We start from the raw sequence: 15,059 nt of genomic DNA on the forward strand, positions 1-15,059 counted from the left end.
AGCGGTTCGAAGAAGGGCGCTACACCTTCAGTTCAAACCGTGTCGTTGCTTCCAGTCACCCGGATAGACCACGTAGCCAAACAAGGCATGACCGCCGTAAATGAGCTCAGTGCCTTCAGGAATCCACAGCATCTGCCCGGGTTCGACCCGGTGATGCTCGCCGTTGGCCGTGAGCTCAAAGCAGCCTTCGATGACGAAGATGACTTCGTCATACAGCAAAGTCCAGCTGACTTCGGCGCCTTCCCAGCGAGCGAAGCCGACGCCCAGGTTCGGCGAGACCTCATTGCTCAGCGCCCGCGCAACCATCGCTGCGCCGGGCGGGCCGCCGCGATGGACAAAGTCGAGATCGCGATGGTCGATGCGGCGTACCGGGCCTTTGCCAGTCAAGGTTTTCACAGTTCGCTCCGGCTGTTCCACGCGGCCAGGCGGATTCGGGTACGCACGCCCAGACCGAGCAACGGTTCGGGTGGATTGCGTGACGGCATGCCGGTGACGTTGCGAATATCACTCAGCGATTGTGAGTCGGCACCCACGGCCAGATCCGCCAGCAACGTGCCGGAAATCGTGCCCCATGCCGCACCGACACCATTGTCGCAAGCGGTCGCGTAGACACCGTCTTCCAGCTCACCGAAGAAGTTGGTGAAGTTGCGCGAAATGGCGTAGACGCCACCCCAAGTGTGCGTGAATTCAACGTTAGCCAATTGCGGATATCGCGAGATCAACGCCTTGCGATGGCCAGCACGAATTTCCTGCCGAGTGCTGTCGCTGACGCTTTTGCCGTAGCGCGGCACATGCTTGTAGGTGTTGCGGATCATCAAGCGTCGATCCTGGGTCATGCGCACGGTGGTGCCGGCATGGTCGGCCGGCGTCAGCCCCCAATCAGCCTGCATGCCGATGGCGTCCATTTCTGCCTGAGTCAGCGGTCGCGTCCAACTGGCAAAAGTCATCACTGGCAGCAGACGACTGCGCAGGTAGCCGAACTCCTGGGTGAAAATACTCGTTCCCAGCAACAGGCGCGGCGTGCGGATTTGCCCGTCGCGACCTTGCAGCAGCCATTGTCCCTGAGCATCACGTTGCAAACCCTGAATCGGCGACTCTTCGAGCAACTCGACGTTGCCCGGCAGCGAGTCGGCCAACCCCCTCACCAACGCGGCCGGCTGCATCAGATAGCTGCCGGGCGTGTACACCGCGCGACGGTAGTGGCGGGTGCCGAGAACGTTGGCCAGTTGATCGCCCTCGACGCTGTGAAACGGCTCACCGAGTTCACGCATCAAGTGTTCGAAATGCTCCAGATACGCCAAACCCCGTGCACCGACTGCGCCCTGATATTTACCGGCGTGTGACCATTGGCAATCGATCCGGTGTTCGCCGATCAAGCGTTGCAACTGCGCGATGGCGCTGCGGTTCAACCCGAGCAGGCGCTGTTTGTGGGCCGGATCCGGATGTTCCAGAGCCATCTTGTGCGGCAAGTCGATAACGAAACCGGAGTTGCGCCCTGACGCGCCGTAACCAACACGCTGGGCATCGACCAGCACGATACGTGCGTCCGGGAGATGTTCGGCCAACTGGCGGGCGGCGGCCAACCCGGCAAAACCGGCGCCGATCACGGCGTAGTCAACCTGTTGCCGACCCGTCAGCCGACGCGGTGCAACTGGCGCGGGCAGGGCGGCGTACCAGCCGCAGTCCTGGTCATCGTGTGGCAAGTGAATTGCGCGGTTGTTCATAGTGTTGTTCTCAGGCCACGTTGGATTGGGCGAGTTGGCAGGTTTGCAGCCAGGCGCTGCGCTGTTGTTGTGCCTGGCGTCCGAGCAAGGCGAAGGCGCGCAAGGCACCGCTATCATCGTGGAACGCCGCACTCAAACCGTCGGCGGTCGGTTCGATTCGCCATTGGCCCGCGCAGTCGGGCGGTGCCGGCAGCAGGCAGAGTGGCGCGGCGGGGGTTTTCACCGTCACCGGCATCAGCGGGTAACGCACGGCGGTTGGCTGCCCGAGCAGTGTGCGGGCCAAGGCATCAATGCCCTGATTGATCGGCGCCAGATACGGCATCAGTTGTCCGTTGATTTCGATGCAGTCGCCCAAGGCATAAATGCCCGGCGTCGATGTCTGCAAACAGTCGTCGACCTTGATCCCGCGTCCGCACGCGATGCCGCTGGCGGTGGCCAGATCATGGTTGGGTCGCAGCCCGATCGCCGATAGAACCAGATCAGCCTGATGCGTTTCGCCGTTGGCCAGGGTCAAGTCGAAGCCGTGTTCGCCACGTTCGATGCGCTGCAGGGTGGTCTGCAGGTTCCATTGCACACCCAGTTCGCCAAGGGTGTTTTGCAGATGCTGACCCGCCGCCTGCGGCAATAGACGTTCCATCGGCCACGCGCCGAGGCCAATCACGCGAACCTCGTAGCCGCTGCTGGCCAGGTCATTGGCGAACTCACAGCCAATCAGCCCGTCGCCAAGGATCGCGATGCGCCGCACGCCCTCGAGGTGAGAGCGGAAGGCCTGATAGTCGGCGAGATTATTGACGCTGACCATGGCTTCCGAGCACCCTTCGACCGGCACGCGGATCGGCGCCGCGCCGCTGGCCAGTACCAGTTGCCCGTAACTCATTTCCCCCAGATTGGTGTGCAAACGCCCGGACGCCGCGTCAATTCGCTCGACATGGCAGTGCGGGTAAACGCGAATGCCCAAACGCTGCTCGATCGCCAACGGACTTTCACTGGCCAGCGCGGTCGCACTGCGTCCCTGAGCCAAGGCAATCGACAGGGCAGGTTTGGAATACACGTGCCCGCATTCACGCGTCAGCACGCGAATCTCTATATTCGGATCTTGCTTGCGCAGCGCCGCTGCCAGGCCGTAGCCGGCATGACCGCTACCGATGATGACCACCGGCCCGGCCACTGCGGCCATAGATTTCGCGGCGGTAACGGGTGCGATAACAGGCTTGACGCCGATGACGGCGATCGGCGCGGGGGCGGGGGCTTCGCTGATTTCGATCATCTCGAAATCGCTTTTGCCAACCTTGCATTCCGGGCACAACCAGTCATCGGGAATGTCCTCCCAGCGGGTTCCGGCGACAATACCGTCCTCGGGCCAGCCGAGGGCTTCGTCGTAGATCCAGCCACAAATAATGCACAGCCACTTTTTCATGGTTCAGTCCTCACTCGCCCTGAATGCGCACGGCCAGGTTCTTGGTACGCACATAGCTGTAGAGCGCTTCCTGACCTTTCTCGCGACCGTAGCCGGACAGACCGACGCCTCCAAACGGTGTCTCGATGCCGCCGGCATACCACTCGTTGATGAATACTTGGCCTGCGCGCAAACGCCGCCCGCAGCGAAAGGCGCGGTTCAGATCTTGGGTGAAGACACCGGCCACCAGACCGAAATCGGTACCGTTGGCCAAGGCAATAGCTTGCGCTTCAGTGTCGAACGGCATGATTGCCAGCACCGGGCCGAACACTTCGCTTGAGGCAATTTCCATGTCGGGAGTGACATCGCAGAACACTGTCGGCTGCATGTAGTTGCCGGTGGTTCCGCTAAGCGCTTCGCCACCGGCGACCACTCGCGCGCCTTGCGCTTGCGCCCGTTGGCACATCGCTTCGATGCCGCGTAACTGGCCCGAGGAAATCACTGGCGTCAGCTCGGCGTTTTCCGCGCCGGGGCCAACGCGCAAGTTGCGCGCCATTTGGGCAACCTGTTCGACCACTTCAGCGTAAATCGAGCGCTCTACCAGCAACCGCGACATGGCCGAGCAGACCTGCCCGGCATTAAAGAAAATGCCGTTGCGCACACTGCTCAGCAGTTGCTCACGATCAACATCGGCGAACACCAGTGCCGCGGATTTACCGCCCAACTCCATCACGCTCGGCACCGCGTTTTCAGCGGCGGCGCGCAGGATACTCTGGCCGGTCGGCACCGAACCGGTGAAGACGATCTGGTCAACCTGTTTGTGCCCGGCCAGATAAGCGCCGACTTCGCGGCCACGCCCGCAGATCAGATTGACCGCGCCCTGCGGCAGGCCCGCGCGCTCGATGGCCTGCATCAACACACACAGACCCAACGGCGAAAGCTCCGGCGACTTCACCACCACGGCATTGCCTGCGGCGAGTGCCGGTGCCAGGGAGCGGGCACAGATGGATACCGGAAAATTCCACGGCACGATCTGCAGGGACACGCCCATGGGTTCGTAAACGGTGAAATCCATGTAGCCGTTACCCAGCGGCACGGAAATACCTTCGATTTTGTCGGCCATCCCGGCGTAGTACTCGAAGTACCGCGCCGCTTCGGTGAACTCGTCGCGGGCGTCGTTCAGGGTTTTGCCGTTTTCGGCACAGAGAATCTGCGCGCCTTCTTCGGCGACCAGACGAATCTGTCGGGCAATTTCCAACAACCAGGTGACGCGCTGCGCCGGACGCACGCGCATCAGGTCGCCGCTGTCAGCGCAACGGCGCGCGGCCTGCAAGGCGCGCTCGGCATCGTCGACACTGGCCTGGGCCATGGTCGCGACCGGCTGATTGTCTGCCGGGTTGAGAATGGTCAAGTGTTGGTCGCTGTCGACCCACTGCCCGTCGATGAAGTTGAGCCAATGTGTGGTGGTCATGTTCATTCTCCCGCAGAGGCTGGCTTGACGCTGTCGAGCAGCGAACGCGCGGCCCACTTGTGGAAGTAATGGGTTGGCAAATCCATTTCCGGAGAGAACGCACCGCCGTTGTAACCCGGCGAACTGCGACCTTTTTGCATGCCTTCAACTGAAGCGATGTCCTCGGCGAACACCACACGCCACGACGCCATGACTGCATTGCGAGCGGCTTCGTAATGCGGGTCGAGCGCCTCGTCACCGACATAGAACAAGCGCAGATGCTCAACGGTTTTACCCGGAGCGATCGGCTCCAGCATCATCGCGAACGCGTGGTCGGCCTGGATGCCGAGCAGCACGTTAGGGAAGAACGCCACGTATTCGGCGTTGCGCAGGCGATCCACTGGCCACGACGGGAAGGTCGGCAGGTGCGTACCGGCGACGTCCGACAGGTTGTAGGCGTAGCTGCCCTGACCGGCGAATTGATCAAAGAGAATGTTGTAGTGGTCTTCCAGGCGTGAGTAGGTGTTCAGGCTCGGGTGCACCCACGGCAAGTGATAGGCCTCGCAATAGTTCTCGACCGCCAGTTTCCAGTTGCAGTTGACTTCGATCGCCATGGCACCGCTGTTGCCTTCGCGACGCATCAGGCTCATGCCGTCGTCGCCAAGGAACTGCTTCCAGCGTTCGGTCAACGGGGCGAGGGCGTCTTCCAGTGCAGGGGCATCGCCAGACAGATTGATGAAGACCATGTCCATCCAGATCGCACTGCGCAGCGCTTTCAAACCATGTTTTTCACAGGCGAAACGTTCGTCTTTGTGCTGGTTGATACCACCCACGTGCGGGGTGCCGCGCAAGGCACCATTGAGGTCATAAGTCCAGGAGTGGTAAGGGCAGCGGATCATGCCCTGGACGGTGCCGGCTTCCTGCACCAGTTTCACGCCCCGGTGGCTGCACACGTTGTGGAAGACCTGCACCTGACCTTCACGGTTGCGCATCATCAACAGCGGCAGTCCCATAAAGTCCACGGGTTTGACGTAGGCATTGGTTGGCAAGTCGGTGGCGAAACCGATGCACGCCCAGTTCTTGCCCATCACCTGATCACGGTCGAGTTCGAAGTAGTGTTGCTCGGTATAAAAATCGTTGGTCAGGCCGTGAGCGTGCTCGATAGGGGCGAGGACGTTTTCCAGACTGTGTACGGGAATGAGGTTGGCGATGCCCATTATTGTTTTCTCCAGATCGCACGGTAGGTCGGCCTTTTCGGCCTGTGGCTGGAGTGATTCTTGAGGTCGGGGCAGGGCGCGAACAAACCATTTTTCAACGCGGATTGATGAGAAAAAGTCATTTATGAGTGGTGCAGTCATTCATGCCGAAATCTCATCAATCGATGAGATTAAATGGTTTGTTGCGTGCCGATGGCTCGCTCATTGTTGGTCGCGCAATGGGTGACAGACGTTGCCTACAAAAAATCCCGTACAGCGCCTACTACAAAAACAAGGGAGATAGCTGATGCGTGCCAAAAGTGGCCTCTTCAAAGGGCTCAATCCAACCGTGACTATCGTGTCGGTTGCCATGGTCGTTGCCTTCGTTCTGCTCTGCGCGTTAAAAGGCGATCAGGCAACGGTGGTGTTCAAGACCGCATCCGACGCCATCCTCCACAACTTCAAATGGTTTTATCTGGCCCTGGTCAGCGGCCTGCTTGGCGTGTTGCTGATGATTGCGTGCAGCCGTTACGGCGCACTCAAACTGGGTCGAGAACATGACGTTCCGGAGTTCAGTTTCAGCGCATGGATTGCGATGCTCTTCAGTGCCGGCATGGGCATTGGCTTGATCTTCTGGTCGGTTGCCGAACCCGTTCTGCATTACGCCAATAACCCCTTCGCGCCGGGTCTGAGTGATGAAGCGGCAACGGTTGCGATGCGCCTGACGCTGTTTCACTGGGGCCTGCACCCGTGGGCGATCTTCACCATGATTGGCGTCAGCCTGGCTTATTTTGCTTATTGCAAAGGCTTGCCGCTGGCGCTGCGCTCGATCCTTTATCCGTTGATTGGCAAACGTATCTATGGGCCGATCGGTCACGTGGTCGACATCCTCGGCGTGGCAATCACCGCGTTTGGTGTCTCGCAATCCCTGGGCCTTGGCGTGGTGCAAATCAATACCGGTCTGCATCAGGTGTTTCAGATACCGGTGAGCATCGGTTTTCAACTGTCGATCATTGCATTTGTCAGCTTCATCGCAGCGGTGTCGCTGGTGGCGGGTTTGTCCAAAGGCATGAAACGCCTGTCGACCTTGAACATGTGGCTGTCATTCGGGCTGATGTTGGTGGTGCTGTGCCTGGGCCCGACGCGCTATATCCTCAATTTTTTCTTTGAATCGATGGGCGATTACGTCCAGCACATTGTCGGTCTGAGTTTCTGGACCGACACCCAGGCCGACACGCCGTGGCAGAACAGCTGGACAGCCTTTTACTGGCCCTGGTGGATGACGTGGGGGCCGTTCGTAGGCTTGTTCATCGCGCGGATTTCCAAGGGACGAACCATTCGCGAACTTATTCTCGGGGCGTTAGTGGTGCCGACGCTGGTGACCATTTTGTGGATGTCGGTATTCGGCGGGGCGGCATTAAAAGACGAGCAGCAGGCCCGTCATGCCCATGCACAATTGCCGGTGGCCGAGCAGGTTGAAGCGCAGCCATTTACCGGCGGCCCGGTACTGCAAGCGACCCAAAAAGAAACCACCGCCGCGATGTTCACGTTGCTGGAGCGGCTGGACGGCCCGGTCACTGGCGCTATCCTTTGTGTGATCGTTTGTTTGTTGCTGGCCGTGCATTTCGTCACGGCGGCCGATGCCGGGACGCAAGTGCTGTGCATGCTCAACTCGGTCGGCAGTATCAACCCGCCCAACTGGATTCGGGTGTTGTGGTGTGTGCTGGAGGGGGCGATTGCCGGCGGGTTATTGCTCGCTGGAGGGCTGGTGGCAATTCAGATGGCAAGCATCATTATCGGCCTGCCCATCGCCGTGTTTCTCTTGGTCACTGTCTACAGTCTGATCCGCAGCCTGCGGGCCGATACCATGAGTTCGGTCGAGGGTCTGATGGTGATGCGCGCCACCGCCAACGATCCGACAACGCAAGCGGAGAACGGCGCTTTCGCAGCGGTAATGGCGCCCCGCGAACTGGCGTGAATTGACAGTTTTTCAGAAGTAAAAAGGCACCGGCGTTTATATCGCCGGTGCCTTTTTTTCAAGCTGCGATCGTTTGCCCAAGATGGCTCATCAACCACTGCCGGAAGCGATTGACGCTTTGTCTGTTCGCTGCTCGGCCCATGGGCTCGAGCATGCAGAACTGCGCATCGGTGCGAAGATACACATCAATCGGTTTAACCAGATTGCCGTTGTGCAGATGGTCTCCCATCAGGTTCGACCAAGCCAACGCAATGCCTTGTCCGGCGAGCGCCGATTGAATCAGCATTGAATAGCTATTGATGTTGATCCGCCGTCGCGGTGTCGGCACCGGGTAGCCCAAATGATCAAACCAGTCCTTCCAGCCGATCCAGTCACTTTGCGGATCCTCCAGCCACAGCCAGGTGCATTCACCCAAGTGCTGTGGATCACTGATTTCTGGGTGCTGAGCGAGATAGGCAGGGCTGCACACCGGGAAAATTTCCTCACTGAACAGCGGCGTAACCAGCATATTCTTCGGTGGTGTGCTGCAGTAATACAGCGCCAGATCACAATCAAGGCGCGAGAAATCGCTGATCTGATCCGTAGCGATAATGCGCAGGTCAATTTCTTCGTTCTGTCGCTGAAATTCCGAGACCAGCGGCAATAGCCATAGCGACGCCATCGCGGTGCTGGTCACCACCGTCACCTGCTGCGCGCCACGCCAATGGCGGACACCGGCCGTCGCGTGGGCGAGCTGTTGCAGATTCTCGCGCACGCTTTCACAGTACTTTTTGCCAGTGACGGTCAGGTTGATTTCACGCGTGGTACGCGCGAACAGCGGTGTGCCCAGATAATCCTCGAGCACACGAATCTGTCGGCTGATTGCGCCTTGCGTGACGTTGAGTTCACGGGCGGCCAAGGTAAAGCTCAAATGCCGGGCGGCGGCCTCGAATGCCACCAGACTGTTGAGCGGTGGCAGCGGTTGCAGTTTCATCAGGCGATCACTTTTTTATAGGTTTTGTGCAGCGTTCGCGGATTGTGCAGAAGGCGCCAAACCGCCGCTACTTTTTTGTGACCGATCAGTGCAGATGACGACAGAAGGCAATGCGGGAATGGCAGATTCGATGAGATTACGATGGCAGCGCCGCTACGACAGCGCTGCCACCGATTTGATGTTTAGCCGGCCAACGTCGCGTTATCGATCACAAACCGATACTTCACATCACCCTTGAGCATCCGCTCATACGAGGCATTGATCTGATCCGCCCGGATCAATTCGATATCCGAAACGATGCCGTGCTCGGCACAGAAATCCAGCATCTCCTGAGTTTCAGCAATACCGCCAATCATCGAACCCGCAATCGTGCGGCGTTTCATGATCAGATTGAACACGTTCGGCGCTGGGTGCGACGTGGCCGGCGCGCCGACGAGGGTCAAGGCACCGTCACGTTTGAGCAGCACCAGAAACGCATCGAGATCATGCGGCGCCGCGACAGTGTTGAGGATCAAATCGAAACTCTTCGCGTGCGCAGCCATTTCCTCAGGATTGCGAGAAACCACCACTTCATCGGCACCCAGCGCCAACGCCGCTTCGCGCTTGGATTCCGAAGTAGTGAACGCCACAACGCGCGCGCCCAAGGCATGCGCCAGTTTGATGCCCATGTGGCCCAAACCACCGATGCCAACCACGCCGACCTTCTTGCCCGGCCCGGCGTTCCAGTGACGCAGCGGTGAATAAGTGGTGATGCCCGCGCACAGCAGCGGCGCGACGGCGGCCAGTTGCGCTTCGGGATGGCGGATGCGCAACACGTAGCGTTCATGCACGACGATGTTTTGCGCGTAACCGCCCATCGTCCAGCCCGGTGCGTCCGGGGTCGGGAAGTTGTAGGTGCCGATCATGCCGTCGCAGTAGTTTTCCAGCCCGGACTCACAGTCGTCGCAGTGTTTGCAGCTGTCGACGATGCAACCGACGCCGACCAGATCGCCCACCTTGTAATCGCTGACATGCGCGCCAACTGCTGACACCCGACCGACAATTTCATGCCCCGGCACACAAGGGAATTGCGTGCCGGCCCATTCCGCGCGCACCTGGTGCAAGTCCGAATGGCAGATGCCGCAGAAGGCGATATCGATCTGCACATCATGGGCCGCCGGGGCGCGGCGGTTGATCTGCATGGGCTCAAGGGGGTTGTCGCCAGCGTGGGCGCCGTAGGCTTGTACAAGCATGGGAACATCCTCAATCGGTTTGTCGTGGTGACATTCTTCGCTTTTCGGTGGGCCGGGAAGTAGTGCATTCCTGTGCGATCCTTGCCTGATCCTGTGCGCCGTTGTGACTTTGCGGTGACAGACGCTCGCGGCGTTTGCGGGTAATCTGCCGGTTCGCTGCATAAAACAAAAAACTCAAGCAGGAGTCATTGATGCAACCAATCCGTCTCGGTCTGGTGGGCTACGGCAAGATTGCTCAGGATCAACACGTCCCGGCGATCAACGTCAACCGCGCATTCCAGTTGGTGTCCGTCGCCACCCAAGGCAAACCCTGCGCTGGCGTAGAGAATTTTCAGTCGCTGAGCGAGTTGCTCGAAAATGGCCCGCCGGTGGATGCGATTGCCTTTTGCACGCCGCCGCAAGGTCGCTTTGCCCTGGTGCAGCAAGCGCTGGCGGCGGGCAAACATGTGCTGGTGGAAAAGCCGCCGTGCGCAACGTTGGGCGAGGCCATGGCCTTGGTCGATCAGGCAAAAGAGCAGGGCGTCAGTGCCTTGTTTGCCTGGCATTCACGCTATGCGCCGGGCATCGAAATCGCCCGTGACTGGCTCGCTACGCGAACTTTGCAAAGCGTACAGATCGACTGGAAAGAAGACGTGCGCAAGTGGCACCCCGGCCAGACGTGGATCTGGCAACCCGGCGGCCTCGGCGTATTCGACCCGGGCATCAATGCCTTGTCGATTGTCACTCACCTTTTGGCGCTGCCGCTGTTTGTCGAATCCGCAGAACTGCGCGTGCCGGAAAACTGCCAATCACCGATTGCCGCTTCGATCAAAATGTCGAATGCGCAGCAGCTCGATGTGCGGGCGGAGTTTGATTTTGATCATGGGCACGATGAGTTGTGGAGTATTGAGGTTCGTTGCAAGGAAGGCGTGCTGCGATTGGATAACGGTGGGGCGCTGTTGAGTATTGATGGCGTGCGTCAGGCCGTATCGGAAGAGGGTGAGTACGCGGCGGTGTATCGGCATTTTCAGCAGTTGATTGCCGAGAAGGGCAGTGATCTGGATTTGCAGCCGTTGCGGTTGGTGGCGGACAGTTTCTTTGTCGGTAGCCGGGTATCGGTCGCCCCTTTCTACGACGCCTGAAGAAACCAAATTTTATGGCCTGACAAATTCCAAATGTGGGAGCGGGCTTGCTCGCGAATGCGGTGTGTCATTCAGCAATCAGAGTGGCTGAACGGACGCCTTCGCGAGCAAGCCCGCTCCCACAGATTTTTAGAAACGGTCAAGTCTGTAAGGTTCGCTTCTTGGCAACTCACTCAACGCCATCCCGACAACCATCTCCGCCGTCACCGCCGCCTGCGTCAGCCCCAAATGCTGATGACCAAACGCAAGCAACACCTTGCCCCCGCACACCTGATCAATCACCGGCAGCGAATCCGGCAATGACGGCCGAAAGCCCATCCACGGTGTCGCCGCTTCAGCACTCAGATCCGTGCGAAACAAGCCCTGACTCAACCGATGCAACTGCCACGCGCGCTCCATGCTCGGTGGTTTCTCCAGCCCGGCGAACTCAACCGTACCCGCCAGCCGCAACCCTTCGGTCATCGGCGTCATGATGAACTTGCGTTCCAGCGAGGTGACCGGGAAGGGCAGTCGACCCTGTTCCTGCGGCAACATCAGGTGATAACCGCGCTCGGTGTCCAGCGGTACTTTTTTGCCGGTCAGCGCAGCGGTCAGTTTCGCCGAGTGCGCGCCGCAGGCAATCAGCACGCGGCTTGCGGTCAAGCCACCATTTCCGGTAATCAGCGAAACGCCGTTTTCCTGAACATGGCCTCCCTGCACCTGCTGCTGCAGAAAACTCACGCCGCAGGCTTTCGCCGCTTCAACCAATTCGCACACCACCCGGTACGGGTCGATGAAATGCCCGGTGCGCGGAAAAAACAAACCGCCCTGAATCTGCTCGCTGAGTTGCGGCGCCGTGTCCTGAATCGCCTTGGCCTGCCAATAATCGACAGGTACTTCCTGCTGTCGCAATCGAGCTTGCAACGCGCCGATGGCCTGACGTGATTCCGGGCGTTCGAACACCAGCAACGAGCCGTCGACTTTCAGCAAGTCCGGCCGCTGGATGTCGACGAGCAAGCGCTGCCAGGCATCCAGACTGCTTTCATTCAGCGCGCGTAATCCGGCCACGGTTTTCTGAAACGGTTCCGCCCGCAGGTTCAAGAGCAGCCGCGTGAACCACGGCAAGGCGCGGGGCAGGTATTTCCAGTCCAGCCGCAACGGCCCCATCGGGTCGAGCAGCATGGCCGGCAGGCGTTTGAGGATCGACGCATCGGCAATCGGGAACACCTGTTCGGTCGCCAGATGCCCGGCGTTGCCGAAAGAAGCGCCGTGGCCCGGTAGCTGTTGATCGATGACGACCACGCGCAAACCCTGGCGCGCAAAGCGCAAGGCGCAGGCGACGCCGATGATGCCGGCGCCGACCACAGCGATGTCGTGGGAGACGTTATTCGTCATTGGTCAGTGCTTCCCTGTGCCCATCGAGCAGGCGACTCAGGTGCAACGGATTGGCGTGTTTAAGTGCTGTCGGCAACAAGCTGTCGGGGAAATCCTGATAACAGACCGGGCGCAGAAAACGCAGGATCGCCGCCGTGCCCACCGACGTTGTGCGCGAGTCTGACGTCGCCGGGAAAGGCCCGCCGTGCACCATTGCATCGCAGACTTCGACGCCGGTCGGCCAGCCATTCACCAGCAAGCGTCCGGCCTTGCGCTCCAGTGTCGGCAGCAGCGCGCGGGCGTGATCAAGGTCTTCATCATCAAGGTGCAGCGTCGCGGTCAACTGACCTTCCAGACGCTCGGTGACTTCCCGCATTTCATCCACGCTGGCGCATTGCACGATCAACGATGCGGCGCCAAAGGCTTCGCCCTGCAGATTGTGATCAGCGAGGAAATCGGCGGCGTCGCTGACAAATACATGCGCCTGGCCCTGATTTGGGCCGCTGCCGATCTGGCCGATGCCAGCCACACTCGCCCGAGTGTTATCCGCCAGTGCATTCACCGCCGATTCATAGGCGTTGAAGATCCCCGGGGTGAGCATTGTCTGCGCCGGACTGTTTTTAATCCGCTCGGCCGTAGCGGCGATAAAACTGTCTAGCGCTGTACTTTTCAGCGCAATCACCAATCCCGGGTTGGTACAAAACTGCCCGGCGCCCAATGTCAGCGAAGCCACAAACCCATCGGCCAATGCCTGAGTGCGCTTCTGTAATGCCGCCGGAAACAGCAGCACCGGGTTGATCGAACTCATTTCCGCATACACCGGAATCGGCTCGGGCCGCGACTGCGCCGCTTGCATCAGCGCCAGACCACCGCTGCGCGAGCCAGTAAAACCGACTGCTTTGATGCGTGGATCGCTGACCAGCGCGATACCGACTTCGCGCCCGGAACCGTACAGCAGCGAAAACACGCCTTGCGGCAAACCACAGGTTTTCACCGCCCGTGCCACCGCGCGGCCAACCAGTTCACTGGTGCCGGGATGCGCACTGTGCGCCTTGACGATCACCGGGCAGCCGGCCGCCAGCGCCGATGCCGTATCGCCGCCCGCCACCGAAAACGCCAAGGGAAAATTACTCGCGCCGAACACCGCCACCGGCCCCAGCGCAATCTGCCGTTGACGCAGATCCGAACGCGGCATCGGTTGACGATCCGGCTGCGCGTTGTCGACGCGCACATCCAGCCATTCGCCCGCGCGCACGGTGCGCGCGAACATTCGCAATTGTTGGCAAGTGCGCCCGCGTTCACCCAGCAGGCGAGGGCGCGGCAGGCCGGTTTCAGCCATGGCGCGGTCGATCAATTCATCGCCGAGGGCTTCGATTGCCACGGCAATGCTTTCAAGAAATTCGGCGCGGACATTCAGGGTTGTCTCGCGATAAGCGTCGAACGCCGCCCAGGCCAATGCGCAAGCCTGCTCGACATGTTCCGCTGAACCGCCGGCATACGCCGGTTCCAGCGTGGCGTTCGTGGCCGGGTTGATGCCCCGAATGGCTTCGCGATTACCCGCGATAATGTGCTGCCCGATCAGCATGTGGCCCGTCAGCGTCATGGTGTTTTCCCGATAAGAAAGTGATGCCCGCCGTGAGCTAAAAACTTCACGGCAGGCGAAAGCAAGGATCAGGCGAAGTTTTGTTCCGCCGACCAGTTCTCGTACCAGTGACGGAACAGCGCGTACTGCTTCTCGGCGTAACGCCGTTGCGAGTCGCTCAACGCATCGGTTTCGTTGAAGTGCAGGGTGTATTCCCTGTCGCCGTTGAGCACCATCAGATGCTTGTAATACAGCACCAGGTCGCAGCCTTCATCGAACGACGACAGCACCGCCAATGCCGATTCCAGCTCCCGCGCCTGACGCCGCGCCTTCGCGTCTCCTTGGGCAGCCTTCTTGCTCAGCGCGACCAATTGCAGCACTTCGCGAGGCAGGGCGTTGCCGATGCCGGTGATTGCGCCGGTGGCGTTGCAGTTGACGAAACCGTGCACCACTTGCGTGTCGACGCCGACCATCAGCGTCACGTTTTCATCTTTGGAGGTGATGTTTTCAGCGGCGTAGCGCAGGTCGGCGCCGCCGCCAAATTCCTTGAAGCCGATCAGGTTCGGGAACTCGCGGCGCAGTTCGAAGAACAGGTCGGCGCGGGTGGCGAAGCCGTAGTAAGGGCTGTTGTAGATCACCGCCGGCAGGTTCGGCGCCGCTTGCAGAATGGCTGCGAAGTGGGCCTTTTGCGCAGTCGCCGAAGCGCCACGGGACAGTACGCGGGGAATCACCATCAAACCTTGCGCGCCGACTTTTGCCGCATGCGCCGCGTGGGCGACTGCTTCACGGGAATTCACCGCGCCGGTGCCGACAATCGTTGGAATACCCGCCGCCACCAGACGCGCCACGCCTTCCTGCCGCTCGGCCTCGGTGAGCAGCGGCCAGTCACCCATCGAGCCGCAATACACCACGGCGCTCATGCCGATATCGATCAGTTCGCGACCCTTGGCCACCAGCGCGTCGAAGTCCGGTTTGCGCTGGGCGGTGCACGGGGTCATCAGGGCCGGCATGCAACCGGTGAAGATGTTATCGCTCATTGTTTTAACTCCTTGGC

The 15,059-nt window shown here is 60.1% G+C and carries 12 protein-coding genes and 1 pseudogene; 2 read left to right on the forward strand and 11 right to left on the reverse strand.

Annotated elements, in window-relative coordinates; genetic code table 11:
- Positions 1 to 27 precede the first annotated feature (27 nt).
- The 6 genes and pseudogenes from GVL50_RS17655 to GVL50_RS17675 form a co-directional block, all read right to left on the reverse strand.
- Positions 28 to 396 (reverse strand): ethanolamine utilization protein EutQ, encoded by a 369-nt coding sequence (locus tag GVL50_RS17655; RefSeq protein WP_159814549.1) that lies wholly within the window; start codon positions 394 to 396, stop codon positions 28 to 30.
- Complete coding sequence (locus GVL50_RS17660; protein ID WP_159814551.1) at positions 393 to 1,724, reverse strand: FAD-binding oxidoreductase; 1,332 nt, start codon at positions 1,722 to 1,724, stop codon at positions 393 to 395. The genes GVL50_RS17655 and GVL50_RS17660 overlap by 4 nt, the downstream gene beginning before the upstream one ends.
- A 10-nt stretch (positions 1,725 to 1,734) precedes the next feature.
- Positions 1,735 to 2,991: an FAD-dependent oxidoreductase gene (locus GVL50_RS17665; protein WP_306109864.1), complete on the reverse strand. Its 1,257-nt coding sequence runs from the start codon at positions 2,989 to 2,991 to the stop codon at positions 1,735 to 1,737.
- Positions 2,980 to 3,141: pseudogene (locus GVL50_RS29050) on the reverse strand (rubredoxin); the annotation flags it as partial. The pseudogene GVL50_RS29050 and the gene GVL50_RS17665, both read right to left, overlap by 12 nt.
- A gap of 10 nt (positions 3,142 to 3,151) precedes the next feature.
- Positions 3,152 to 4,591 (reverse strand): aldehyde dehydrogenase family protein, encoded by a 1,440-nt coding sequence (locus GVL50_RS17670; protein WP_256671881.1) that lies wholly within the window; start codon positions 4,589 to 4,591, stop codon positions 3,152 to 3,154.
- A 2-nt stretch (positions 4,592 to 4,593) separates the two neighbouring features.
- A complete protein-coding gene (locus GVL50_RS17675) occupies positions 4,594 to 5,787 on the reverse strand; it encodes an aromatic ring-hydroxylating dioxygenase subunit alpha (RefSeq protein WP_159814557.1) in 1,194 nt (397 codons plus the stop codon).
- A 286-nt stretch (positions 5,788 to 6,073) separates the two neighbouring features.
- On the opposite strand from GVL50_RS17675, the gene GVL50_RS17680 reads away from it, so the two are divergent.
- The gene (locus GVL50_RS17680; protein ID WP_159814559.1) at positions 6,074 to 7,744 is read left to right on the forward strand and encodes a BCCT family transporter; all 1,671 of its coding nucleotides are present in this window, start codon (positions 6,074 to 6,076) and stop codon (positions 7,742 to 7,744) included.
- A gap of 58 nt (positions 7,745 to 7,802) precedes the next feature.
- On the opposite strand, the gene GVL50_RS17685 is transcribed toward GVL50_RS17680, so the two are convergent.
- Positions 7,803 to 8,717, reverse strand: a complete 915-nt coding sequence (locus tag GVL50_RS17685) for a LysR substrate-binding domain-containing protein (RefSeq protein WP_159814561.1) — start codon at positions 8,715 to 8,717, stop codon at positions 7,803 to 7,805.
- Between the two features lie 182 nt (positions 8,718 to 8,899).
- Positions 8,900 to 9,949 (reverse strand): NAD(P)-dependent alcohol dehydrogenase, encoded by a 1,050-nt coding sequence (locus GVL50_RS17690; RefSeq protein ID WP_159814564.1) that lies wholly within the window; start codon positions 9,947 to 9,949, stop codon positions 8,900 to 8,902.
- A gap of 191 nt (positions 9,950 to 10,140) precedes the next feature.
- Between GVL50_RS17690 and GVL50_RS17695 the strand changes: the two genes are divergently transcribed.
- A complete protein-coding gene (locus tag GVL50_RS17695) occupies positions 10,141 to 11,070 on the forward strand; it encodes a Gfo/Idh/MocA family protein (RefSeq protein WP_159814566.1) in 930 nt (309 codons plus the stop codon).
- Positions 11,071 to 11,199: 129 nt separating this feature from the next.
- On the opposite strand, the gene GVL50_RS17700 is transcribed toward GVL50_RS17695, so the two are convergent.
- The 3 genes from GVL50_RS17700 to GVL50_RS17710 form a co-directional block, all read right to left on the reverse strand.
- Positions 11,200 to 12,444 carry an FAD-binding oxidoreductase gene (locus GVL50_RS17700; protein WP_159814568.1) on the reverse strand — a complete coding sequence of 415 codons (1,245 nt, stop codon included), beginning with the start codon at positions 12,442 to 12,444 and terminating at the stop codon, positions 11,200 to 11,202.
- Complete coding sequence (locus GVL50_RS17705) at positions 12,434 to 14,026, reverse strand: aldehyde dehydrogenase (NADP(+)) (RefSeq protein WP_159814570.1); 1,593 nt, start codon at positions 14,024 to 14,026, stop codon at positions 12,434 to 12,436. Before GVL50_RS17705 ends, GVL50_RS17700 begins: the two co-directional genes overlap by 11 nt.
- Before the next feature lie 68 nt (positions 14,027 to 14,094).
- Positions 14,095 to 15,042 carry a dihydrodipicolinate synthase family protein gene (locus tag GVL50_RS17710; RefSeq protein ID WP_159814572.1) on the reverse strand — a complete coding sequence of 316 codons (948 nt, stop codon included), beginning with the start codon at positions 15,040 to 15,042 and terminating at the stop codon, positions 14,095 to 14,097.
- Between the last annotated feature and the right edge of the window lie 17 nt (positions 15,043 to 15,059).

This window comes from Pseudomonas sp. 18058, from assembly GCF_902706155.1.
Taxonomy (GTDB): Bacteria; Pseudomonadota; Gammaproteobacteria; order Pseudomonadales; family Pseudomonadaceae; genus Aquipseudomonas; species Aquipseudomonas rustica.